The organism is Halobacillus sp. ABA4_118, assembly GCF_056160205.1.
Genome location: NZ_JBSWWS010000001.1, coordinates 818,103 through 843,853 on the forward strand (window position 1 = coordinate 818,103; position 25,751 = coordinate 843,853).

Below are 25,751 nucleotides of genomic sequence, written 5' to 3' on the forward strand. Positions count from 1 at the left end.
ATCTCATAGTTTAATTTAATACACGGAAGCGTAGAAACTTCAATCATTTGAGGACATTTCTCCCTTCATGTGTTTATTCTGCCAATCCTGAAGATCCGACACCAGCGAGTCCCTTTCGGCTTCAGTTAGATCCATGTGCGGTCTTCGCATGCAACCAGCTTGAATGCCCCGGTAATTTAGAGCTTTTTTAAAGTAAGACATGTTTGAGCCAGACTTAAGAATCGTAATAATATCGTTACCGGCCTGCTGCACCTTTTGTGCCTCTTCAATTCTACCTTCTTTATAAAGCTTGTTGATTTTAACAAACGGTTCCGGGAAAGCTCCCGACACACCGGATACAACTCCATCGCATCCCATTGCCAGCGCCGGAAGGAACAATCCATCCGCCCCTGTCAAAACAGAAAACTCCCCAGACTTTACGGTCAGATAATCCTTGATTCTTATAAAATCCGGATAGCTGTACTTGATGCCAACTATGTTCGCGCAATTTTCCGCAAGGTCTCTCACTACATTCACTGACAAATCGTTTCCAGAGCACTGAGGAATATTATATAAGTAAATAGGGAAGTCTTCAGGAAGAGACCAGGATATCGTTTGGTAATATTCGAAGATTTCTTCATCACTTACGTTGAAGAATGCCGGTGATACCACACCGATGCCGTCCGCCCCCGCTTGCCAAGCATGATTGGCGAGCTGCAGAGTTTCCTCCGTGGTCATCGCACCGATGTGTATAAATACATTCACCCGGTTCGCTGCCGTATTAATTACCTGCTCCGCTACGCGCTTCCGCTCTTCCAACGATAGCTTGAACATCTCCCCTGTCGTACCTAGAGGAAACAAACAATCCACACCTTTGTCGATCAGGAAGTTTGTTAATCGCTCAGCAGCCTGTAAATCCACGTCTCCCTTTTCATTCATAGGGGTTACCATCGCCGTTGTTACACCATACAGTCGTTTCAAACTTACCATCTCCTTTTTAGTAAAACGTTTCACCATGGAAATCAAAGATAAATATTATTAAATTGATGAAATATTCATTTTCATATATATAAGGTAAAACGTTTCACTATAATCATAGTAAGAATGCGCTTACATTGCAACCCATTTTTGAATTTTCTTTCATATTATTTTGCGAACACCTTCTATATCCCTTCCCCATACGATCTATCTTTTTGAATTATTTAAACAATTCAAATTGAAAAGATGTGTGAAGCAACTGAAATAGTAATGTAATAACCCTGATACACCAGAATAAATAGAAAAAGCGGGTCGATTCGTTATCAACAACAAATCGACCCGCTTTTTATTCGTTTCCTCTGCAACTACAATTAATCATCTAAGTACCTTAAAAAAAGAACACGTGTGCCATCACAGCTATAATCGGCAGCGTAATCAACGTCCGCTGCAGGAAAATCACTAGAAGGTCGACAATACCGACCGGGATTTTCGATTTAATAAGCAGGATGCCGACTTCAGACATGTAAATCAGCTGAGTCAATGATACAGCAGCAATGACGAACCTGGACAGCTCACTTTCAATCCCGCTTCCAACGACAGCAGGAAGGAACATATCCGCAAAACCAACGAGCATCGCTGGTGCGGTTTCTACCGCAGATGGGATCTGCAGGAGATTCAACAGTCCGACGAATGGATAGGACAGATACGTAAAGACGGGTGTGAACTCGGCTAAAATCAAGGCGAGGGTTCCAAGCGCCATTACTAAAGGCATCAGGCCGAACCATATATCCAGAACGTTTTGGGCGCCCTGCTTGGCTACTTGCTTGAATCCGGTGACTTTCTGCGCTTTTTCCAATGCTTTCTGCAGTCCCCATTGGAAATCAGATGTGTTCTCAGGAACCGCTTCACTGATCTGTTTTCCGACGGGTTCATAGTATTCATCTTTTTTCTTCGATAGAGGAGGGATACGCGGACAAATGACAGCAGCAGCCAACCCGGCCACTACCGTTGTTACATAAAACGGGACAAACATGTGTTCAAGTCCGATGAAGGTAATAACGACTAAGCTGAAGGCGATGGAAGCAACGGAGAAAGTGGTCGAGATGACGGCTGCTTCTCGTTTGGTATAAAAGCCTTCTTCATACTGTCTTGTGGTAATGAGGACGCCAACCGTTCCGCTTCCCATCCATGAAGCGAACGCATCGATGGAGGAACGTCCCGGTAATTTGAAAAGGGGATACATGATTTTCCGGAAGATGGAGCCGACAAATTCCATTAAGCCAAACTCCAGCATTAAAGGCATCAATAAGCCGGCAAACAAAAACCATGTCGTCAGAACGGGAATCAAGGAATAAAGGACCGTTCCCCCGGTAATATCAGCATAGAGCCAGCTCGGACCCCATTCAAAAATCGTACAAATGGCAAATGCAGCGCCCATCGTACGGATGGTCAGCCAAAAGGGATGGACATAAAAGAGCGATTGTAGAAAGCTCGATTTCATGATCCACCCGGGTTTGGCGCCCTTCGTATAAGCCGCCCCGAGAGCTGACAGGGTGAGAATAACCGTCATGAACATATATAGGTACGGTTCAAATATGGTTTGAAGCGATTCTGCCATAATCCCGACACCGATCGTGACTTTTCCGTTGTAATAGATGGGCACTAAAAAAAGCAGAGCGCCAAAAACGGATGGAATGATAAACTTCATGTAATCACTTTTGGCGAACGTCGACGTTCTTTTTTCCTCCCATTGTTCTACTCTTTCCTGTGGTTGCATATGCATCCCCCCTTGCTTGAAATAGATTTATCTGGTCAAAGCCTTCTGTTCTGCTCTTTTTTTCATCGCGACGAGACTGATCATTTCAAAGCCAACCGCAGAAGCAAGACCTGCCGTGATATCACCGGCATCGTACGTCGGCAGCACTTCCACTAAATCGAATCCGACAAGGTTAAGCCCATGCAGGCCTCTCACACATTCCAGCGCTTCAAAGCTTGTCGGCCCTGCGACTTCAGGCGTTCCTGTTCCAGGTGCATAAGCCGGGTCCACAAAATCGATGTCGAAGCTGACAAATACCGGATGGTCCGGCCCAATTTTTTCATGAATGCGTTCGATGACTTTTTCATAGCCCATCTTGCGGACCTTTTTCATCGGGAGGACTTCAAAGCCGAGATCCTCGGCATCCTTATAGTCTTCCGGTCCGTAAAGAGGTCCGCGCAAACCAATCTGTATCGAACGATCCATATCCAGCAGCCCTTCTTCCGCCGCTCTCCGGAATGGTGTCCCGTGCATATACTTTTCACCAAAATAGTTGTCCCACGTATCGCCGTGGCTGTCAAAATGAACAAACGCCATCTTGCCGTATTTTTTATGGAAGGCACGGAGGTTTCCAAGGGAAATCGAATGATCGCCGCCTAAAATGATCGGCGTGACGGATTTCTCAAGAAGAGGTTCCAGTCCTTCGACGATGTTGTCGTATGTACGATGGATGTTGCCTGGGATCACATCGATATCGCCATAATCGACACCAGAGGCATAGTCAAAAATATTGATGTCCTGATCAGGGTTGTAAGGGCGCAGCAGTACGGATGAATTCCGGATATGCTGCGGTCCGCCTCTTTGACCCGTCCGGTTTGAAACTGCCGTATCAAAAGGAACTCCGAGCACAGCGAAATCGACGTTTTCTTCCGTTTTCACAGCTTCCAATCTCATGAACGTGCTCAATCCGCAAAAGCGTGGGGACAATGAAGAATCAATCGGTTTATACATCAAAAAACTCCCTTTTTATTATTTAAAGACCTAATGAAATGTATTTCGTTTCCAGATACTCCTCGATCCCCTGGGGACCACCTTCTCGACCGAGTCCACTTTCCTTGAATCCTCCGAAAGGTGCCTGAGCAGCGGACGGGGATCCGTCATTGACACCGACAATTCCGTATTCCAGCGCTTCCGAGAGGGTTAACGCTTTGCTCATATTTTCCGTAAACAAGTAAGCAGCCAGACTGAACGGGGTATTGTTGGCTTGTTGTACAGCTTCTTCCTCATCACTGAATGATGTGATCGGTACGACGGGACCGAACGTTTCCTCCTTCATGCAGATCATGGACTCATCGACGTTTTTCAAAATCGTCGGCGGCATGATTAGACTTCCTTTAGAAATCGGGGCCGCTCCACCGGTTACAATTTCTGCCCCTCGGGAGCGTGCATCTTCGATATGTCGAGCCACCTTATCACAGGCACTCTGGTTGATGAGCGGGCCGATATCTGTGTCAGGATCCATACCGTCACCTACTTTAAGCGCTTCAACAGCTGCTTTTAATTTGTCGGTAAAAGCATCAACGATGGATTCATGAACAAAGAAACGATTGGAGCAGATGCACGTCTGCCCGGCATTTCTGAACTTCGAGGCCACCGCTCCTGCAACCGCTTTATCAAGGTCCGCATCCGCCAGAACAACAAAAGGAGCCTGTCCCCCAAGTTCCAGGGACACCCGCTTCATCGTATCGGCGGACTTTTTCATAAGCAGTTTTCCGACTTCCGTGGATCCTGTAAACGAAAGCTTCCTTACTCTGGAATCTGAGAGCCACACATCACTGATCGTTTCTGCATCACCAGTCAGGACATTGATCAGCCCTGCAGGTGCCCCCGCTTCTATGGCCAATTCTACTAAGCGGATCGCCGTTAATGGCGTTTCTTCTGCTGGTTTAATAAGGACTGAGCACCCTGCTGCAATAGCGGGCGCGACTTTCCGCGTGATCATTGCCGCCGGAAAATTCCACGGTGTAATAGCCGCTACCACTCCAACAGGCTGCTTTTGAACGAGAATGCGCTTATCAGGCTTGGAGGCCGGGATGGTCTGTCCGTACACTCGCTTTGCTTCCCCGGCATACCAGGAGATATAGCTGTTGGCGTACCCAATCTCGCCCTTGGCTTCCTTCAGCGGCTTGCCCTGCTCTTTTGTCATGATTTCAGCGAGCTCATCGGTGTGCTCCTCTATCAATTGAAACCATCTCGTTAGAAAAGCGGCGCGTTCATCCGCCGTCGTCTTTTTCCAAGCTTGATAGGAACGATGAGCAGCTTCCACCGCCTGCTTTGCTTCTTTCTCACCGGCATCCGGTACAGAAGCAACGATTTCTCCGTTGATCGGATTATAGACCGGGAAGGTTTTGTCTGTCTGTATCTGTTCTCCGTCAATTACGATATTCATAGTCAGCCTCCTTTTTACACATGCTGGGGTGTCGAGCAGTTCTTGATCGCTGTTTCTAAAATGGATAATCCTTCGTCTAATTCTTCATCTGTAATGACAAGCGGCATCAGGAAGCGGATGACATTCCCGTACAAACCTGCTCCTAAGACAAGAAGTCCTGCATGCTGGGCTTCGGAAATGATTTTCTGAGTCAACAGCTTGTCCGGTGCCTTCGTATCCCTGTCTTCTACGATCTCTACAGCCACCATGGCTCCGAGGCCACGGATTTCACCGATACAATCGAGGTCTTCGGATAACTGATGGAACCTGTCTTTGACGACATTTCCGATATGAACGGCCCGCTCATTCAACCCCTCATTTTCAATGACTTCAATCGCCGCAATGGCCGCACGGCAGCCTAATGGATTCCCGCTGTATGTACCCCCGAGTTCACCAGCACCGGCAGCATCCATCACTTCACTTCGTCCGATGACACCGCTGATCGGCGTCCCCGCTCCTAGTGATTTGGATACGGTAATCAAATCCGGTGTCACATCATAGTGATCAATCGCAAAATACTTTCCTGTCCGGCCGAAGCCTGTCTGGATTTCATCAGCAACAAAAAGAATGCCGTGTTCCTCGCACAATCCTTTGACCGCCTGAACAAAGCTCTTTTCAGGAACGATGAAGCCACCTTCTCCCTGCACCGGCTCCATAACGACGGCTGCGATAGATTCAGGTGCGACTTCTGTGAGAAGGAATTTCTTGAATTCTTCGATCATGAACAAGTTGTATTCTTCTTCCGTCATGCCTTCCGGTTTCCGGTATGGATACGGGAAGGGTGCCTTATACACTTCCGGAGCAAAAGGTCCGAAGCCGAACTTATAAGGCTTCACCTTACTCGTCATCGACATCGTCATCAACGTCCGGCCGTGAAAGCCATTTTCAAACGTAACCACGGCCTGCCTTCCCGTGTATTTCCGTGCAATTTTCACGGCATTCTCCACTGCTTCTGCCCCACTGTTCTGCAGGAGCACTTTTTTATCGTGTGTGCCGGGAGCAAGGGCCGCCAGCTTCTCAGCCAGTTCAATATACGGTTCATACATCATCACGTTAAAGCCCGTGTGGATATACTGATCAACCTGATCATGGAGAGCTGCCTTCACGGTAGGATGGCAGTGCCCGACGTTGATTGTGCCAATCGCACCGGCGAAGTCGATGAACGTATTGCCATCCACATCGGTCACCTTCGCTCCCTCTGCTTTTGCCGCAAACGTCGGGATGCCGTAACTGACGGCATTCGGTACAATGTTGTGACGCCTTTCTAAAAGCTCACCTGCCTTAGGACCTGGAAGCTGTGTTTGGATGGACGCGTGTGTTGTCATTATTTTTCCCCCTTCAATTGAAAATGGACGTTCGCTCTGCAAGGTCCGTCAGCGTGGACAGCATATGGGCTTCAATCGCTTTTTTAGCAGCGGCCACATCACGTTTCTTCAGCGCTTTTACAACCGCCAAGTGCTCGGGTACGGAGAGAACCTCATCCATCGGTGTTGTATAAAAGTTGTCTCTTAGAATCAAATAACAGTCAGACCATTGGTTCAGCCTTTGGATTTCCTGAAGAAGAAATCTGTTCCCCGCCACTTGTGCCGGGTACGCGTGAATGAGGGCATTTATACGGAGAAATTCCTCATAATCTTTGTCCTCATAAGCCTTTATTTCTTCCTCTAACAGCCGGTCCATTTGTTGAAAATGTTCACTGGTCATTTGATGAACAGCCAGCTCTGCCGCATAGCTTTCAAGAACAATTCGAAGATTGAACACATCTTCGAGCTCTTTATCCGAGGGACTGCACACAAAAGCTCCTCTATGTGGAACAAGTTCAATCAATCCCTCATTTTCGAGTTTGGTGAAAGCTGCACGGATGGGTGTGCGGCTCATTTCGAGCTCGTTACTCACCCAGTCTTCCGTTACTCGCTGTCCTGCCACCAGGCGCTTCAGCATAATGGCCCGTTTGATTTTTTCGTACGCAATTTCTTCGTTTTTCTTTTTATTCATTTCGCCTACCACCATTGTGTTTAAATATTGTATACAATTTCTATATACAATCAGTCTACAACAAATGTTTTCTGATTTCTACAATTATTCTGAATTTTTATGTGATTAGATTTTAAGTCTGATGCTTACAGCATGCTGAAAGACATAAGAGAGCCTGTGAAATTAAGCTTACTCAAAGGCCAGAGCACAGAAAAAAGAGGCATTATCACAAGCATGTCCCGAAAAGGGAACTGCTTCGATAATGCCTTTGGTTTTATATTGCGCTGAGGAGTTCCGCTTTTCTAAACAGAAATTATAACTCTTATCACACGGTTATGGCTTCATCGACTGGTAGCTTTGATATTTATGAATCGCCTGACCGGCATAAGAAGGTTCATTCTCATACAAGGCATCTAATATGTTCAGCTGATCATTCATATAATCTTCCCCTTCTTCGAAGAAGGACACCTTCTCATAAGGCTCCAGATACTGTGTTTCTACTCCCATTATGACCTTGCTGCCAATCTGATTGGCATATTGGATTTCGTGCCCGGTATGATACGAAATGGAATCTTTTCCTTCTGCAAAATCCCGGTAGGCCATGATGGCCACCCCATCACTCACGGTATCCATGACATGATCTGAAAGAGGCTTGGTTACGCCTTTATACGTGGTTTCATATTTTTCTCCATCAAACCAGAACGGCATAGCAACCATGAACTCAAAATCACTCTTTATTTTAGGGAACTGCACGATAGAGTCGATTACATGCAGCCCTTTCAAGTATTGATCGATGACTTGTGTTCTTTCATCTGTATCCCACTCATCAAGTAAATAAGGTTCAATATCAAACTGGATGCCATCAAATTTCTCGTCTTCTTCAGCGGTCCGGTTGTAAAACAGTACACTGAACAAACGGGATAAGGCGACATGTCTATTTTCCGCTAATGCCCATTCCGCCGCTCCATCTAAAGCATGGACTTCAATTCCGTTGGCATGGGCAAGCTGGATAAACGCTTGGTAATGTTCAGGATGCTTTTGGATATAGGGAAGATCCTCCCTTGCGCCAATGTTCAAGTAAATCATGTTGACACCTTTTTCTTCCGCAAAGGAAACCATCTCTTCCCTGGATTCTTCCGTATTAATATCCTCATTCGGGAACCACGCCCACATCGCTTTGTCTTTGCCGGATGCTGTTTCTGCTGAGATGCTTCCGGGAAGAAATACGAAAACCACAGCCATTGCACATAAACCTGTCAACCAACCTATTCTCTCAGATATTTTTTCCATTAAGACCCTCCTGTATTTTACATACACCTGCGTCTTAAGAAACGAGTTGCCACCCTTGACTATCACACCCTTCTCTGTGATCTATTAAAGCGGGTTCGCCGATGCGATGTTACGATACTCATTGCACCTGACATACCCGTTTTTCCGCGATGAAAAAGGAAGCCTTGCTTCTTCGAGTTCAGGAAGATCTGGAATGTGACCTTCCAAATAGTCTGAGAGCTTTCGTCCTGTTGTCCGAATTCTCGCCATTAACCCTCCATATCGAATGTCCAGAACTTCCCATCCGAAAGGCTTATTCACTTTCATCCACTGTTCGTAATGCATATCTCTTAACCGCTCGACCTCTTGAAACAGGCTGGGCAGAAGTTGTTCTTTCAGATGTTGCAGGGTTTGATGATCTTTTTCCTCATAAGCGGTCTTCAACTGACGGTTGAGTTCGCTTTTCAGGCTTAAGACCGCACACATTTGACTGGGCACGTCCAGAATCCAACTCCAGAGCCCCACCTTTTTCTTAGCCCTCTCCAATTGACGATGGAGGTCTCCATAATAAGTGTTCAAAGGCCGGCCTTCCGCTTGTTTATCAAACAAACCGACGAATGGGTCCTGCCATAACAGATATTTGGATGGATTAGCAGGCTCCAACTCCCCCTCCTCATACCCTGGAGGTTGATCCAGCTCTCCGATTTTTAGAAAAGCTTCCATATCTGCTCCTGTGCAGAAAGCAAATCGTTCCCTGACCTTCTTCCTATCCGGCTCTACAGCATAGCCATGTTCAGCAACCAGCTGCAGTCCTAAAAGACTTTGAAAAGGGTTGGTTTCCGCTCCGTTATCCCCCCACAGGGTGGAGAATACTTCTTGTATGCCTTCTTTTTTACAAGCCTTGTAGGAAGACTCGATGACACGGAATGTTTTTGGATAATGAATCGAAATACCGTTCCAAGTCCAGATCCCTCCAGCAAATAAAGGTTTCGTCCCGAACGATTGATGCTTTTGCATGAATGCCCGGTAAAACGCCTCATCCTCATGATAGTAATCCCAGTAGACGTACTGAAGATCTTTAGGCATCTCTTGGATGACCTCATCCGGGATGCGGGCATCCAAATCGTAATAGTGTCCTTGGTCAGAAGCCATCCGGAAGTACATGTCACTCCATATCATTGGATCAAGCCCTTTGTTCCGGGTGATATGCAAGACTTCCTTTAGATGATCGTTCATGATCTCAAAGCTTGGACGGTATCCGTGCTTCTTCCAATATTGTCCTCGCCCTAACAAGTGCGCCTCATCCATACCGATATGGATTCGTTTCGTCCGGAATGACTGCATCACGGAGGAGATCATCTGCTCAATCAATGCATACGTTTCTTCTGCTCCTGTAAGCAGAATGTCGGATGTATCTTTCAATGCCTCATTCCCGTCCCACTGTAAGAAGGTCGACAGGTGAGCAAGAGTCTGAATGCTCGGAATCAATTCAATCCCGAATTGATCCGCATAATCGTCCAATTCCTTCAGTTCTTCCTGACTGTAACGCCCCCGCCTATAACCAAAGTACGGCTGCTCTTTGATTTCGTATGTATCTTCCATATAAAGCATCAGCATATTCAATCCCATAACGGCCATCATCCGGATGATCGTTTTGATTTGGTTCGTCTTCATGACACCATTCCTGGAACAGTCGAGCATGATTCCATTCATGGTGAACTGTGGGGTTTCCTCAATAGTGAAACTTGAGGTGTGAGCTGCTTTTTCCAACAATAATCCCAACGCCCTGAAGAAATGAATCGGCTGATTGAAAAAAATAGTTCCTTCCTCTTCATTCAAGGTGACCTTCAGGTTCTTATGCCCCCACCGTTTCACCTGAATCCTGAAACCACCCTCTTTGTTGAATGAGCATCCATAAATTTCTGCAAGCTCCTCCAGGGCTGCTTGAAATTCTCCACTATCCCCTTCCATCCTTACGTTCACAAGAGTTCCCCCTTCCCTTGGTACGAATGAGATACCCGTACAGCCTTGGATTCCTGATCCGATTGGTAGATGGATTCAATGACTTGAATGATAGACTTGCCGTATACCCCCGTATTTTCAATAGGAGCTTTCCCTGTAATTCCATTCACCAACTCGATTAATTGCTCTTGAAAAGGGTGGTCCAGATTAGAGGCATACAGTTGCTCATACTTTCCATCTTTACTCACCCACACCCCTTTTCCTATCTCCACTTTCATCATCCCGTTTGTGAAGACAAATTCCGTGAGCTGCTTAGGGACCGGGTTATAACCTGATATTGAAACGCTGACGGGAATCCCTGATTCTGTCTCCATGTGAAGCAATCCAGCTCCCTCAATCCCTGGTGACGTATACGACAAGTTGGCGGTAACTTTCGTAAACGGCTCATTCACCACCCATTGAATCTTATCAATGCAATGAGCTCCGATGTTCATGATGATGCCACCCCCGGAGCAATCTGGATCCAGAAACCATTCCGGCCGGTCATCTGTAAAGTAGTTGAGGTGACGCGTCTCATTGATGAACACCAATTCTCCCAGCTCAAGCTCTTGAATCACCCGCTTCGCTCTCTTGTTTTCCTGGAAATAGTGCTGGATATGTCCCACCAGCAACTGTACGTTGTGCTCAGTTGCAGCTGCCAGAACCTCCTCACATTCTTCAGAGTTCAGGGCCATCGGTTTTTCCAGCAGAAGGTGACAGCCTTGCTGGGCAGAGAACAGCGCCGCCTCCTTATGCAAGTGGTGAGGAAGGGTGATGATGACCATATCCGGTGTGGTTTCCTGGATCATTTGTTTGTAATCGGTATAACCATTCAGCCCGAACTCTCCAGCTAAAGCCTCTCTTTTGGAAGAGTCTATCTCCGCTAAGGCCACTGCTTGAAGTTCGTCCAGGGATTGAATAGCTTCCAGGTGCTCTTTAGCAATCAGTCCTCCTCCGATGACTCCGACGTTTAACATCACCTTTACACCTCCTGCTTTTGTAGTTGTTTCCTTAAGTAAGAGAAATCTCTTACTGCATTCTCATAAATATCCTTCGCCGACTCGTCCGCTTCAGCTACTCCTTTAGTGAATTCCATAGAGAAGCTTCCCTGATACTCTTCATCTTTTAGCATTTGAAGACGTTCCTGGATGAAATCAGGTTCTTCTTCCAGGGCATGAAACACACCGTTTTTAAAGAGACTCACATGAGCATGAGCGATTTTTCCTCCTAAGTGATTGAACCATCCTTTCAAATCCACCTGGACATGAAATGGATGGATGACCGCCTTGACCTCCAATGGGGCGAGTTGTTCAAGAACCTCCCGTGCAGTTCTGGGATCTTCCATGACTGTCCCTGGGTGGCACTCACATAACAGGGCGCAATAGTCAGGGATCTGTTTTTTCCAATCTTTAAGATTACGAATATATCCATCCAGCGAGGCTTCCGAATCTCCGAAGTTGAACTTCACTTGCTTCGGGTGTAACCGGCCAATCATGGCGGCAGCTTCTGCTCTCTCTTTGTCCTGATCGTCATCAAAACCGACATAAGAATTATAAATTTCAACCGGTAATGAATGATCTTTGAGAGCTCTTACTTCTTCGTTCGAGCTTTTCAATGCATGGTTCTCCCATAATTCAATCCCATCAAAACCATCGGCCTTCATCCTTCCCATCCACTCACTAACACGAAGGGAGGGGGTGCGACCTGCCTCCCATCGATTTCTTTCGAAGAGGACGGTATTCATTAAAAATCGACTCATCGTACACTTCCTTTCATTAACAATCCATTCAGCCCAGGGCAGACAGGGAAGTCAGTCCTTCTTCAAACGAAGATAAATCCACTTGATAGATATATCTCGGACGCCCTCTTCCTCCGGACTGCTCTTCTCCGATGATTTTGGCGAGACTGTGGGTTTCCAGTGTCGTAAGAATCCGGCGTGCACTTCTCAAGGTGATGGAAAACCCCTTCGCTAATTCCGCAGCTGTCATTTTATCCCGGTCTAATGTACGGCATAACCCGATCAGACGATAGATGGTCGCTCCACTGATGCCTGTATTTTTCATGTGTTTCAGTGACTTTTGACCTTCCAGTCTGTAAGGAAACGAATGCTCCAGGCAACTCCATCGGTCGACAAGTTTTTGTATTTCTCTCCGGATGCAGGAGTGGGTGGGCGTGATCAGATGGGTTTCCTCCCCCATCGTCTGAAAAGCTTGGAAGACGCGAGGATGAGTGGTGATGATACTTGTGATATGTTGATTTTCCAAACCACGCTTATGATGGGTGAGGATATCGTTCACCTTCATCTCTTTCCTGTGTTCAAAGATTTCCAGGTTCTCAAGCGGGAGGTTTTCCTCCATAACCTGCATACGGATTTCTTCTTTACTCCTATAGTCAACGCTCCACTTCCCTTCTGAATCCCGGCTTTGACTGAACAGACACTTGGTCAAGGCAGCATTCAGGGCGATTGGAGAGCAAGTCAATTCATGGAACGTTATTCCAGGGTACTTCCTCTTCAGGTTCTCACTTTCAAACATGGGGGTCAGAACAGCATCAAAGGTGGATAAAGAGAGACTCTCCAAACTTGGATCTTTATCTGACTCTTTCAAAAGAGGGGTCAATGAAAGGAGAGGAAATTCTTCGCCTACTCGCTCTACTTTATTCCAAATCTCTTTTTGTCCGACAAACAACACACTTTTTTTCATATGAAGTCACATCCTATGAACAGGAATCGCCAAGCTTTTATTTCAGACCTGATGAACTGGCCCCGCGGACAAAGAACTTTTCCGTAAACAAGAAGACGATCAGGATAGGGATCAATGTCATCAATGCCGCGGCCACCAAGTACTGCTCCTTACCGAACCAGGCGCCGGACATCGACAGCACTCCGATCGGCAGCGTGAACTTCTCTTCTGAAGATAGGTAAATCACAGGGGCCATGATTTCGTTCCATTTGGTCATGAAGGTGAAAATCGTCAGTGTCGCTAACTGTGGCTTACACATCGGCAGGAAGATCCTCCAGTAAGTTTGGAACGGAGAACATCCATCCAACTTCGCTGCCTCCTCATAACTCTTAGGAATCGATAGGAACGCCTGCCTCATCAGGAAAACCCCGAACGGCTGAGCCAGCCATTCCAAAATCCATAAGGGAACGAGCGTGTCTAAGAAACCCATATTCCTAAAGATGATAAATTGCGGGATAATCATAACCACCGGCGGGATCATCAAGGTGCCGAGCACCATGACGAACAAAGAATTTTTAAAAGGAAATTCCAGACGGGCAAACGCATACGCCACCATGGAACAGGAGAATAATGCACCAAGGACAGACAACAACGTCACAACCAGACTGTTCCACCCGTATTGAGCGAAGTCCGTCATTCGCCAGACTTCTATATAGTTCTCCCATTTAAAAGGATTGGGAATCCATTCAACCGGTATCGCTGTATATTGCGTGTAGGATTTTAAAGAGTTCAAGGCCGCTGCCACAAAAGGCGTCAGCATGATCAGCGCACTGAACGTAATGATTAGATAACTGATAATCTTCCTTTTCCTATTGGGATTCTTCATAGATAACACCTCTAGATCCTCTATTTCTCATAGTGCACCCACTTGTTCTGCAGTTTCACTTGAACGAGCGTAATGGCGAATAAGATCAGGAACAGCACCCAGGCAATGGCCGAGGCATAACCCATCTTCAAGAAGGCGAACCCTTGCTGGAACAAATAAAGCATAAGTACCATACTTGCATTATTCGGACCACCTGCTGCCGTAATGTCTCCGGAGTTCCCTGTCATGACATAGATTTGTTCAAACGCTTGGAAAGTCGTGATGGTACTCAGGACAAGAACGAGGAACGTCGTACCAGAAATCAAGGGGACCGTTACATGCCTGAACTTCTGCAGTACGCCTGCCCCTTCGATATCTGCTGCTTCGTAAAGATCTTCCGGAACATTCTGCAGCCCGGCCAGGAAAATAATCATCATATAGCCGATGCCTTTCCAAACAGCGACGGCGACCAACACCGGAATGACAAGGGCTTCATCGTTCAACCATTGCTGCGGCTCCATTCCCAGTTTCAATAACAAGTCATTGGCCAATCCAAAACGGGGGTTGAAGATGGCATCCGCCACATACAACACGACCGTCCAGGAAGAAATGACAGGAATGAAGTGAGCCATCCTGTAAAGCTTCAATCCTTTCAGACTTTGATTCAAAGCCGCAGCTAAAATCAAAGCGAGGATCGTCTGTGTCGGAACAAACAGGACGGTAAAGTAAAAGGTGTTCCATAACGACTTCCAGAAAACCGGATCGTTGATTAATTTGTCATAATTATCAAGTCCGATCCATTGCGGAGCGTTCAGCATATCGTACCTGGAAAAACTGAAGTATAACGATGCAATTAACGTAAAGGCAATAAAGACGATGAACTGAATGAGGTAGGGGGAAATCATGAAAAGCCCCCATTTCCCCTCATCCGACAACCACTTCTTCTTCGGTGATTTAGGTTTCTTCTGCTTGGCTAATGTTAACTTGGATTTCTTTTGTTTTTTCTCCCCTTGCTGCTCGGGGAGTTCATCCTTCGGTTTTAAGTTATCGCTCATATCAGCCACACACTTTCTTCACTATTGGTTTTCGTAAAATTCATCCAATACTTTCTGCACTTCCTCGTCTGCGTTTTCCAGCGCTTCCTCTACACTCGTTTCATTAAGAAAGGCTCGGTTGATATTGTCACCAAACTTCTTCACCCATTCCGACCAAACCGCGTTGACGTCCAACGTACCCGCATGCTCAAAGCTGTCCAGGAATGCCTGCTTATTGGCTGGTTTGTCCCCGGATCCTAAGAACAGGTCAGAGTTCGCGACAGATTTCTTCACAGGCACCGCTTCCCCTAAAGCCGCCCATTCTTTTTGCACTTCGTCTTCCTGGACCCAATACTTCACCCATTCCCATGCCGCTTTCGCTTTTTCATCGGACGCACTGTTACTGATGACCCATGAGTTAGCGATGGTCGGTGAGAACCTCTCTCCATCGGGACCCTTCGGAAGAACCGTTACATCATAATTCACACCTGTTTCATTAGCGGCGAGCGTCCTTGCATAAATCCCGATCCGCATCGCTGCTGTTTCACTAGGGAATGGAGACATCGGACTTTGAAAGGCTTGAAGGTCGGAAGGGTCTGTGAAAATTCCACGTTCCATTCCATCGACGATATAGTTGACCGCTTCCTTGTTTTCTTCCGAATCAACGATCGAGTTTCGTAAATCTTCCCCGAGTACGCCTCCACCATAAGACTTCATCACAGGCATCCAGCCTTCTGTAATATTGAAGAACGTTAAACCATACTGCTTCACACTATCCGGTTTGAACGAAGCATCGTCTGCTTTTTTACCCGCAGTATCCATCGTCAACTTGGCACCGGCTTCTTTCAGGTCTTCCCACGTCCAGTTTTCGTCTGGATAATCAACATCCGCTTGATCGAACATGTCTTTGTTGTAGAAGAGGGCACCGATCTGTATTCCTTGAGGAACGCCCCAATACTTTCCATCTGCGTCTTTATTGAAATCCAAACCATAGTATTCATCTTTGTTTAAATCTTCATTGATCCACTCCGTCAGGTCCTTCGCTGCTCCACGTTCTGCATATTTCTGTACAAACACCCCGTCGGACAACCAGACATCAGGTGCGGTTCCTCCTGCGATTTGAGTATCCAGCTTTTGAAAGAACTGTTGATACGGAGCATTCTGCGTGTTGACCTTGATGTCCGGGTGTTCCTCCTCAAACTTCTCGATTAGTTCATTCATTTTCTCATCCGCACTGCCTGAGGAATAAAATCCTAAGGTGATTTCCGTTTGATCAGAACTCGCACCGGCTTCACCACCTGATTCATTCGAGCATCCTGTTAGAATGAACACAAAAGCCATAATAAGGACAGAAATCTTCAACCACTTGCCTGCCATCTTGTTTCCCCCTTCACGTTTGTTATCGCTTACATACACTATTCTAAAGCGGTTGATAAAAAATAAAAATGTCATTCCATTTGAAAGTTTGTGTTTTTTTCAATAAAATTATAAATATTCAGAATATTAATCAGGAGGGGGGTGAAGCATGAATTTTTCACTGTTGAAAAAGAACTCGATTCACACGAAGCTTTTTATGATCATTCTTGTGTTTGTATGTATTCCCCTCTTGATCCTCGGTTTCTTCTGGTATGGAAAATCAACGAAAACGATTGAAAATAACGCCGTCCAAAACAGCCAGCACCTTCTGGCTCAAACGAATGAATACCTGGACTTTTACTTGAATGACTTAGAACAGTCCACCGCACCGATCGTTTCGATGTCACCGATTCAAAGATACTTGGAGTTATCCCCCGGATCCACCAGCCGTTATGAACGGTTTACATTGGATAAGGATATTAAAGAAGAGGCCTTTTCCAGTATTTTAGAAGGAAGGTCGGATATTTTTGGTATTTCCCTCATCAACAAATTCGGAATGCAGATCAACAATTACAGCCAAGTCAATCACTTCCTGAATATGGACCGGATCCAAAATAGAAATCAGGAACTTCTGGAACAAACCGAACAGTTGGACGCTTATCAGATCATGAATATCGACTTCATCCATGATACACCTGTATTAACCGTCGTCCGCAAAGTGTACGATGTTCAAACCTTCGACACTTCCGGTTTACTCATCATCAATCTGCGCCTCAATCAAATCGATAACATTATCAATGAAGTCACCGAAAGCCACTTCAACCGTGTCTGGATCGTCAATGAAAATCATAAAATCATATTCCATCCTGATCAGACAGAACTTAACCAAACCTTTGATTATGAAGAGAACCAGACGGAAAGCCAGAATTTCCTGATCAACCAAATCGAAGACAAACGGACCCTCATGGTCATGGATCGATCCGATCAGTCCAACTGGACGATGATTGCCAATGTCCCGATGCAGGCTGTCATGACCAATTTGATGAGTTTCAGGAACCTTACCATATGGATCGGCCTTGCGCTCATCGGTGTAGCCTTACTGTTTGTCGGAGGCTTCTCCTTCTCTTTGACCTATTCATTGATCAACCTGCAGAAGCTTATGAAAAAAGCGCAATCCGGGCGGTTGAAATTCAGTAAAATCAAACCTCTCCGTTTTTATCGGAATGACGAAGTCAGTGACCTGTATGACAGCTTTTACAACATGACAGACGAGCTTAATCGACTGATTGAAGAGATCCACCACTCGAAGTTGAAGGAAAAGGAACTGGAAATCAAAAACAGGGAATCGGAGCTGAGAGCGATGCAATCACAGATCAACCCGCACTTTCTTTACAACACACTTGAACTTATCAACTCCCATGCCATTATTGAAAATCAGTGGATGATCAGTCGGATGACGACCTCTTTAGCAGACATGTTCAGATATAATGTCAGCAATTCCAAGAAAGTCGTCACCCTGAAGGAGGAAATCCAGCAGATTCAGTCGTATCTTGATATTCAACAAGAGCGCTTCGAAGACTTAAACGTCGTGTATGATTTCAAAGAGGAGGACATGAAGGAGGTCCTGGCTGCACGCATCACTTTACAGCCAATTGTGGAGAATGCTTTCATCCATGGGTATGAAGATCACGGATCCGCTCCCTCTTTCATCGGCATTTACGGGAAAAGAAATGACCACGGGTACTCCGTGTATATTGTAGATCATGGGAGTGGCATGGACCGGTCAACGAAAGACACCTACAATCAGGCTTTCCTTACCAATGAAACCTCGGATGAGAAGAAAACGACGAAGAGAATCGGTATGAACAATGTCCACAGACGTCTGCACGCGACGTTTGGACAACCGTATGGTTTAACTATTGAGCGATCCAATGAGAAAGGAACGGTTATCGTCATCACCCTGCCCTATCTGACTCATGAAACGAAGAAGGAGGCCTGACCATGTATCAAGCGATTACTGTAGATGATGAGAAGTTGATTAAAAGAAGCATCGCTGCGTTGATCCGTGCGAATGACACAGGATTTGAAATCGCAGGAGAAGCGAAGGATGGGTGCGAAGCGCTGCACTTGCAGAAAGAAACCACTCCAGACCTGGTTATTACGGATATTCGTATGCCGAAGATGAATGGGTTGAATTTTATCAAAGAGGTGAAGGAAAGAAACCCGCATACGAAATTCATCATCATCTCCGGATATGACGAATTCGAATATGCCCAGACAGCAATTCGGTATGGGGTGGTCGATTTCCTGCTTAAACCGATCAAGCCGGATCAGTTTTTATCTTCATTAAAGAAGGTTTACCGGCAGCTGGAACATGATCACACATCTTCCAAACAGCGAAGCGAATGCTTGCTTATGATCAAATCGTACGCAGAAAGTCTTGGTGAACACCTTTGGTTGCTGGAGGAGGAGCAAGTCTTCCAGACAACAGAGGAGCTATCAGAGAAGTTGAGTCACTTACAGGTTCATCCGGATATGATGCGGGGGATGTACTCAGATTTAACGGTGTATTTACAGGGGGAGCTGGAGGCTCATCATTCACCTTTTCATTCTCATCCGTTGTTCATTGATGTCGATTTTTCACAGGAGAGGATAGAAATGACGGCCGAACTGAATCGTTTGTGCCACGCTGTTCTCGAGGAAATCAAATCCTTCCGGAACATCGGCCATCGAAACAGCATTCGGACGGCTGTTCGATATATTGAAGCGAATTTCACAGAAAAGAACCTCACGTTAAGTGAAGTGGCGGATACGATCCATATGTCTTCCTCGTATTTCAGTATGGAATTCAAATCAGAAGTCGGTGTGAGCTTCAAGCAGTACCTGACGAATTTAAAAATAGAGAAAGCAAAAGAACTACTCAATAATCCTTTATATAAAACCTATGAAATCGCTGAAAATCTAGGTTATAGCGACTACCCTCACTTCACGAAGACTTTCAAAAAACAGTTGGGAATGACACCTACGCAATACAGAAAAAGAAAAGGAATCAGTTGAAAATCCAAGCTTTTCAAACCGTACAGCTCCCCCTCAAGCAGTCCGGTAATGAAGCGCCTCCTGCGGTAAAGGTGTAGATGATCTGCAAGTTCCTGAAAGTTTACACGAAACCCTGCAGGAGGCGAAAGGATTCCTTTTTAATACAACGTAAGGGAAAGAAGGTTCCTAGACTTTAACGATAAATGGATCTTCGGCATCACTACTGCGCTTAACCAAGAGCACCTCCCCGGTCATTTGTGTACCGGCAAATTGAAAGCTCTTCGGCCCATCATGGGAGAATAACAGGACCTCGCTTTCTTCTCCCCTTTTCACTTCAAAGGCTGTCACCTCATCCTTGGACATCTTCTCTGAACGAGTGTTATAAACGTCCAATTCATGGATCTCCATGTCTGGGTTTTCCTCATCACGATAAGGGTTCAGGATGGCTGCGAACGTCGTCTGTCCGCTCCCTTTCTGTCGAGTCACCATTTTCATAGACTTCGATTTTTGGTTGTAGTCTCTGGAAATCCAGCAGTCTTCTTGAGTCATCGAGACATTCTGAAGATAGGTCATGTCCAAATGCCCTCCTTCTCCCCCATGGATATGAACCTTACGTTTGGAAGAGTCATAGTGAAGGGTGGTATGTTCAGCGAAATGGAAGTGCTGGGCAAATTCATGAACATCCCTGGACTTGAACGTATCGACCAGCACCCAATAATGAGGTTTGACGAACAGCAGCTGACGCTTGACCTGAACAGGGTCTTCGAGCCTCAAATATCCATTGTGACCACTCTGGACGTAATCGAATTCCTTATTCCCTCTCCAAAAGCTGTCCACAGGCTGGGCGACATCTTCCCAGTGCCATGAACCAAGATAAGTGGAAATCGAACGTCCATCCACACTGCACGTGTTGTGCTGGAAAGACTCCTTGAAATACTGCCGGTATTCGTCCTCCTTGTACGTGTACCGCCCTGGATCTATGATCATATCCGATCCATGAACAATTAAATCGAAATGGAGAAAATCATCGTGGCCGTGGGCTCTGATAATGTCCATATGACCCCCATCAAAAAGGAGGTAATGATGATCAGGAGACCATCCGCTCCGCATGATACTGTATCCACTTTGCTCCAGATGGGTCGACTGGAAATCGGGTTCAGCTGCTTCCAGTCCCTCATACACATCAAAGCCGTTTTTCCCGTAATACCAAATGCCTTCATAATCCAGGACATCATACCCCTGATGCTTTAAATCCGTCCTTTCATACAACAGGGAACCGCGGCTCAATACATCCCGGATATCCGTATGATCACTGTCACTCGTCATCGGCTGATAACCACTCGGCTTCACAAAAGAAAGCGAAGCCGTGAACATGCGGTTCAACGTATCCTCCATAATGTCCGGAATCGACTGTCGATTCTTTCCGGCCAACAGGACCGTTTCAAATAAACAGTGCAGGACTTCATGATGATACATCGGACTTTGTTCATTGTGCATCCCATCTTCAAAAACTTGAAGATGGCACATCGCAGCCATTCTCTCCAAAGCCAGCTGCATCCATTGATCTGAACCTTCTAGCTGGGGAAATAACAAAGCAATATGAAACAAGCCATTCGTCTCTAAAAATCCCCAGTTGCTCTGTCGATCATGAGCGGTATAGGCGATACTCAAATATTTCCCATGAAGAGCAAGCGCCTCCTCAAACAGCTTTTCTTCCGCTCCTCCCCACTCCTCGGACTCCCTGACGCAGAAATACCCTTTGATCCAGTTACAGCTCCGGATGCCGCTATCGAGCTTCCTCCACGTATCCTTGACATTATAATGACGGGACCGGCTTTCGAGTATTTCTTCTTCTGTCAATGGGTTCTGACGGATCCAGTCTTTCATCAGCCGGATGTAATGACTCGCAAAGCCCTCCTCTCCGGTTAACCAGTAGGCCTGCCCGAGTTCTGCCATGAAGCGCGCGCGGTTCAAGTTCACCGTCCACTCAAAATCATCCTGAAACTGGAACGTCCAATCGATTTCATTCGGGAAAGTGACCGGGGTTTCACAGCGCTCCATGTCCCAACGGTGAGTAAATACAAACGTGTTTTCACCCGCAAGACGAGCCCGTTCGATCACTTCATCTGCTTCTCCTTTCCAGTATCGGAGAGTCAGATCCCTGATTTCATTGCGGTCTTCATGCGAATAAAAAAATTGTCGTACATCTGTGGATGAATGGTTTCGTTTTTCATCTGTCGGCATTATAAAACCCCTGATTGAATGTGATGTCTTACAAATGCATCATCATGTAAATGTGGATAGTTTTCATGAATGCGGTCGATTTCTTTTTCCTGACCCGGACTGAGCCGCTCGTGTTCCATCAGACAAAGGCGTTCCCGCAATAAGCCTTGGCGCCTCAATATTTCATTGATCCCGGCAATACTTCCTTTGAATCCATTCGCCGCATCAAAAATAGCTGCATTCGCATCCGTCAATTCCACACCTGTCGTTAACAACTCAGCAGGAATGAGCCCGTTCTGTTTCGCTTCTTTTGCTTGCTCAAGCAGCGTGACCGCTTTAGAGGTCCACACCGCCCACTGCCCAAGCAGCCCGCCGACAATCGATTTTGCTACCACTTTTCCATCGACTGGAAATCGAAAAGTCGTCAGAAGATCATCCACAATATGGTCATCATTCCCGGTGTACAAAGCGATGTCATCCCTTCTTTTCGAATGGCACACAGCCCTCACTACATCAATGGTTTGATATCGGTCAAAGGGAGCAAGTTTAATGGCACACACGCCCGGAATATCGGCAAAAGCACACCAGAATTGATAAGAGAAGACACGTCCACCGACGGCGGGCTGCAGGTAAAAACCGAAGACCGGCATGATTTCTGCCACGGCCTTGACTCTTTCTAAATGCTCTTCTTCATTTAAATGGGAAAGTCCCCCCATGCTTACAAGCGCAAGGTCATACCCCAAATCTTTGGCTGTTTCCGCTTCCTCCCGCGCTTGTTCCACCTCTCCTACGACGCCGGCCACTTTAATGAACGGGCGGGACAAATTTGCTTGGTCGATTTCTTCAACAGCCAACCGCAGCACCGTTTCGTACAAATCAATGCCTTCGTCCCTGATTTCGAATTGAGTCGTATGAACACCGACCGCGACGCCACCGGCTCCGCATGAGATGTAGTAATTCGTCAAAGCCCGCTGTCTTTCTTCGTCCAGCGTACGATCCTTGCGCAAAGCAAGCGGGTGGGCCGGTATGACCGTCCCTTCATGCAGCAACGCACGAATGGAGGATGATAAGGTCTGCTCCATTAGTATCGCCCCTTTCGTTCTTGAAAGTGAGTCGGTTTATCCAGCACCTGCCCCTGACCTTTCACCCAATCTGCTGTCCAATCCAGCATTTGACGGATGCCGATGTTCGGGTAACCGAATACTTCATGAGCTCGAGAAGCATTGCTCAACAGGGCCGTTTCCTGCTCCTCTCCAACAAAAACCGGCTGTCTGTGGAGCTTCTCACCAAGCCTCTCTGCGAGCCATCGGACAGATAGTGTCTCCGGCCCCGTAAGATTCAAGGTGACGGGAGGAGAATCACAATGTAAAAGGGAACGAATAGCTGCCTCGTTCGCATCCCCCTGCCAAATGACATTCACATGGCCCATATTCAAATCGATTGGAGTGCCTTCATTCACCGCCTTTGCGACTTCCAATAAAACACCGTAACGCAGATCAATGGCATAATTCAGACGCAGGTGTAACAAAGGTGTTCTATATTTATGAGAAAAATGAGTGAAAACACGCTCCCGTCCCAGAGCGGACTGGCCATACTCACCGACCGGACCCGTGGCATGCTCCTCCGACGCCCCACTATGACCGACCGAAGTCTGAGGGTACACATTCCCCGTAGAAAAAGACACGATCCTGGAATTCTTGAACTTCTCCGCCACTCTCCCAGGTAAATAAGCATTCATCGCCCACGTGAAATGCTCATTCCCAGCCGTTCCGAATTTGTTCCCTGCCATGTATAGGACATTATCCATCTCAGGTAAGGCCTGAAGTTCTTCCTCATTCAATAAATCCGCAGCGATGGTCTCAATCCCATGTTCATGCAGCTCTGCTCGCAATGTTTCATTAGAAAACCTGGAAACTCCTATCACCTTTTTCTGCACTTGGGCCTGGTCCATTGCATTTTTAGCAAGTTTCGCTAACGTCGGTCCCATTTTTCCGCCTACCCCTAAAATCAAGATGTCTCCATCGATTTTCGTTATATCGTCCACTAACGCCTCTGATGGTGTACACATGACTGACTCGAGTTCTTCTATCGTTTCCACATTGAAACCTCCTCATAATAATTACTCCTCTTATAAGAAAGTTTAGATAACTGCATGTGTTAAAACAACGACTTAAATATGTCCCTTTTTATTCAATGAAGAAGCCCTGGGGCGTCCTAAACCAAAGGAATTCGTTCGCTTACCTCGATGAGATTATATGAACCAGACAGAGCGTCGGACGAATGAGCATTTGCGTACTCCCGAGGGAAAGGAGAGTCCATTTAGTGAAAATGTGGGGAATGAAATTCTGGAGCTATGCAACAATACAATGCAAAGACAAATCATTAACTAAGAACAGGTAAAACACCACCAACTTGTCAGTCATGGCTTGGTAGTGTTTTTCTATGGATTATTCTGAAAAACTCTAAAAAGTGCCTCGTAAATTGGTTAATCCCTTACCCAAAAAGGACACCAAATAAAATTAATTTTCTCACTTTTCTATCAAATCCATTGACACTTATCCTTTGCCCTGCTAACATGGCACTTAACCAAATAAAGGAAGAACATCTTATCCAGAGAGGTGGAGGGACTGGCCCTGTGAAACCCGGCAACCGCTATATTGATAGCAAGGTGCCAAATCCTACTGAGTGAATGCTCAGGAAGATAAGAGATGCTTACAATCTCTAACCTCTCTATCTTTGATAGAGAGGTTTTATATGTTTCCAATTGAATACCGATTTCTTATCCAGAGAGGCAGAGGGACTGGCCCATTGACGCCCGGCAACCAGCAAGCAGACGCTTGAAAAGGTGCTAATTCCTGCAGGAGATGATCCTGGAAGATAAGAAGAGCCGAGAGCCCTCTTCTTATTTTTGTGAAGAGGGCTCTTACTATTATAAAAACAGGAGTTGTTCCATATATGACGACAGTACTTCTAGACGGCATCCGCACCCCCTTCGGTAAATGGAAAGGGGCTTTGAAAAAGAAATCCGCAGCAGAACTTGGGTCTCATGCGCTGAGCGCTCTATTAGAGAGAAACCCGGCCGCGAAACAAGCCGATGGTGTGCTGCTCGCCCAGGTGATTCAGGCGGGAGGCGGCCAAAATCCTGCGAGACAGGCCGCTTATCAAGCGGGGGTGGATATCGGTACGCCCGCTATCACACTGAACAATGTCTGTTTGGGAGGCATCGCTACAGTTACCGACGCCTCTCGCAGGCTGCAATTGAAGGAAGGAGAGCTGTACATTGTCGGCGGATTCGACTCGATGACGAATGCTCCTCATACCGCTCCTGTCCGGGCTTCTTCCGGACTTGGTCACAGCACGCTGAAGGACACCTTACTGAACGACGGGTTGTGGTGCGCCTTGTGCGATGTGTCGATGGGAGCACTGACCGATGAGAAGAACCACTCCTTCGAGATCAGCCGGGAGGAACAGGATGAATACGCCGCCCTTTCCCAGCAGCGGGCAGCGGACGCTCAGGAAAATGGCTGGCTGGAGCCGGAAATAAGTCCTTTTACTGAACGACTCGCAGAAGATGAAGGCATCCGTAAAGGGACGACAGCCGAAAAATTATCGAATCTACCTCCCGCCTTTTCCAGCGAAGGCACGATCACCGCAGGCAATGCCTCTCAAATGACGGACGGCGCGAGCGTTGGGATCGTTACCACGAAGGAAAAAGCGGAAGCCCTCGGCCAACAGCCGTTGGCGGAAATCATCGACTGGTCAGAGATTGCCGGGCCGGATCCGAGTTTACAAACGAAGCCATCACAGGCCATTCAGAAGCTGTTAGACAAACACCAGTTGACCACGGACGATATCGATTTGTTTGAAATCAATGAAGCCTTTGCCAGTGTCGTGATTGCCAGCTGCCGGGAGCTCGGAATTGATTATGACCGCGTCAATGTGAACGGCGGCGCGATCGCTCTCGGCCATCCTTTAGGCGGGACAGGCTTCCGGCTCGTTCTGACGCTTGCCCATGAACTGAAACGACGCGGCGGAGGCAAAGGCATCGCTTCCCTCTGCGGCGGTGGCGGCCAGGGGATGGCCCTGTTGATCGACGTTCCCCATTCATAAT

The 25,751-nt window shown here is 46.7% G+C and carries 20 protein-coding genes and 2 riboswitches; of the genes, 3 read left to right on the plus strand and 17 right to left on the minus strand.

The genetic code is table 11. The annotated features are described in order from the left end of the window. Positions 1–39 precede the first annotated feature (39 nt). The 14 genes from ACXAGL_RS04110 to ACXAGL_RS04175 form a co-directional block, all read right to left on the minus strand. Positions 40–960, minus strand: a complete 921-nt coding sequence (locus tag ACXAGL_RS04110; protein ID WP_474990009.1) for a dihydrodipicolinate synthase family protein — start codon at positions 958–960, stop codon at positions 40–42. A 385-nt stretch (positions 961–1,345) separates the two neighbouring features. Further along, positions 1,346–2,734, minus strand: coding sequence for a YjiH family protein (locus ACXAGL_RS04115; protein WP_474990011.1), 1,389 nt, complete (start codon positions 2,732–2,734; stop codon positions 1,346–1,348). 27 nt (positions 2,735–2,761) lie between these two features. After that, the gene (gene speB, locus ACXAGL_RS04120; protein ID WP_281658662.1) at positions 2,762–3,724 is read right to left on the minus strand and encodes an agmatinase; all 963 of its coding nucleotides are present in this window, start codon (positions 3,722–3,724) and stop codon (positions 2,762–2,764) included. 22 nt (positions 3,725–3,746) lie between these two features. After that, positions 3,747–5,162 carry an NAD-dependent succinate-semialdehyde dehydrogenase gene (locus tag ACXAGL_RS04125; protein ID WP_474990013.1) on the minus strand — a complete coding sequence of 472 codons (1,416 nt, stop codon included), beginning with the start codon at positions 5,160–5,162 and terminating at the stop codon, positions 3,747–3,749. A 14-nt stretch (positions 5,163–5,176) separates the two neighbouring features. Next, the gene (gene gabT / locus ACXAGL_RS04130) at positions 5,177–6,526 is read right to left on the minus strand and encodes a 4-aminobutyrate--2-oxoglutarate transaminase (RefSeq protein ID WP_474990015.1); all 1,350 of its coding nucleotides are present in this window, start codon (positions 6,524–6,526) and stop codon (positions 5,177–5,179) included. A gap of 13 nt (positions 6,527–6,539) precedes the next feature. Next, on the minus strand, positions 6,540–7,196 hold the full coding sequence (locus tag ACXAGL_RS04135) for a GntR family transcriptional regulator (protein ID WP_474990017.1): 657 nt from the start codon (positions 7,194–7,196) through the stop codon (positions 6,540–6,542). Positions 7,197–7,508: 312 nt separating this feature from the next. Continuing rightward, a complete protein-coding gene (locus ACXAGL_RS04140; protein ID WP_474990019.1) occupies positions 7,509–8,465 on the minus strand; it encodes a hypothetical protein in 957 nt (318 codons plus the stop codon). 84 nt (positions 8,466–8,549) lie between these two features. After that, on the minus strand, positions 8,550–10,427 hold the full coding sequence (locus tag ACXAGL_RS04145; RefSeq protein WP_474990021.1) for a family 20 glycosylhydrolase: 1,878 nt from the start codon (positions 10,425–10,427) through the stop codon (positions 8,550–8,552). Next, positions 10,424–11,422 (minus strand): Gfo/Idh/MocA family protein, encoded by a 999-nt coding sequence (locus ACXAGL_RS04150; protein WP_474992333.1) that lies wholly within the window; start codon positions 11,420–11,422, stop codon positions 10,424–10,426. The genes ACXAGL_RS04145 and ACXAGL_RS04150 overlap by 4 nt, the downstream gene beginning before the upstream one ends. Before the next feature lie 5 nt (positions 11,423–11,427). Then, complete coding sequence (locus ACXAGL_RS04155) at positions 11,428–12,204, minus strand: sugar phosphate isomerase/epimerase family protein (RefSeq protein ID WP_474990023.1); 777 nt, start codon at positions 12,202–12,204, stop codon at positions 11,428–11,430. 28 nt (positions 12,205–12,232) lie between these two features. Continuing rightward, positions 12,233–13,147 carry a hypothetical protein gene (locus ACXAGL_RS04160; RefSeq protein ID WP_474990025.1) on the minus strand — a complete coding sequence of 305 codons (915 nt, stop codon included), beginning with the start codon at positions 13,145–13,147 and terminating at the stop codon, positions 12,233–12,235. A 37-nt stretch (positions 13,148–13,184) separates the two neighbouring features. Continuing rightward, a complete protein-coding gene (locus ACXAGL_RS04165; RefSeq protein WP_027954870.1) occupies positions 13,185–14,012 on the minus strand; it encodes a carbohydrate ABC transporter permease in 828 nt (275 codons plus the stop codon). A gap of 20 nt (positions 14,013–14,032) precedes the next feature. Continuing rightward, positions 14,033–15,046, minus strand: coding sequence for a carbohydrate ABC transporter permease (locus tag ACXAGL_RS04170; RefSeq protein WP_474990027.1), 1,014 nt, complete (start codon positions 15,044–15,046; stop codon positions 14,033–14,035). Between the two features lie 21 nt (positions 15,047–15,067). Next, on the minus strand, positions 15,068–16,402 hold the full coding sequence (locus ACXAGL_RS04175) for an ABC transporter substrate-binding protein (protein WP_474990029.1): 1,335 nt from the start codon (positions 16,400–16,402) through the stop codon (positions 15,068–15,070). Positions 16,403–16,550: 148 nt separating this feature from the next. Between ACXAGL_RS04175 and ACXAGL_RS04180 the strand changes: the two genes are divergently transcribed. Beyond that, positions 16,551–18,380: a cache domain-containing sensor histidine kinase gene (locus ACXAGL_RS04180; RefSeq protein WP_474990031.1), complete on the plus strand. Its 1,830-nt coding sequence runs from the start codon at positions 16,551–16,553 to the stop codon at positions 18,378–18,380. A gap of 2 nt (positions 18,381–18,382) precedes the next feature. Beyond that, positions 18,383–19,438 (plus strand): response regulator transcription factor, encoded by a 1,056-nt coding sequence (locus tag ACXAGL_RS04185; RefSeq protein WP_474990033.1) that lies wholly within the window; start codon positions 18,383–18,385, stop codon positions 19,436–19,438. Between the two features lie 165 nt (positions 19,439–19,603). Here ACXAGL_RS04185 and ACXAGL_RS04190 read toward each other — a convergent pair whose 3' ends face one another. The 3 genes from ACXAGL_RS04190 to ACXAGL_RS04200 are packed head-to-tail and all read right to left on the minus strand — an operon-like array spanning position 19,604 to position 23,738. Continuing rightward, positions 19,604–21,661: an alginate lyase family protein gene (locus ACXAGL_RS04190; protein ID WP_474990035.1), complete on the minus strand. Its 2,058-nt coding sequence runs from the start codon at positions 21,659–21,661 to the stop codon at positions 19,604–19,606. After that, the gene (locus ACXAGL_RS04195) at positions 21,661–22,722 is read right to left on the minus strand and encodes a dihydrodipicolinate synthase family protein (RefSeq protein WP_474990037.1); all 1,062 of its coding nucleotides are present in this window, start codon (positions 22,720–22,722) and stop codon (positions 21,661–21,663) included. Before ACXAGL_RS04195 ends, ACXAGL_RS04190 begins: the two co-directional genes overlap by 1 nt. Beyond that, a complete protein-coding gene (locus ACXAGL_RS04200; protein WP_474990039.1) occupies positions 22,722–23,738 on the minus strand; it encodes an NAD-dependent epimerase/dehydratase family protein in 1,017 nt (338 codons plus the stop codon). Before ACXAGL_RS04200 ends, ACXAGL_RS04195 begins: the two co-directional genes overlap by 1 nt. A 505-nt stretch (positions 23,739–24,243) precedes the next feature. Then, a riboswitch (SAM riboswitch) is annotated at positions 24,244–24,348 on the plus strand. 68 nt (positions 24,349–24,416) lie between these two features. After that, positions 24,417–24,524: riboswitch (SAM riboswitch) on the plus strand. Positions 24,525–24,595: 71 nt separating this feature from the next. On the opposite strand from ACXAGL_RS04200, the gene ACXAGL_RS04205 reads away from it, so the two are divergent. Continuing rightward, positions 24,596–25,750, plus strand: coding sequence for an acetyl-CoA C-acyltransferase (locus ACXAGL_RS04205; protein WP_474990041.1), 1,155 nt, complete (start codon positions 24,596–24,598; stop codon positions 25,748–25,750). The last annotated feature ends 1 nt before the right edge of the window (position 25,751 follow it).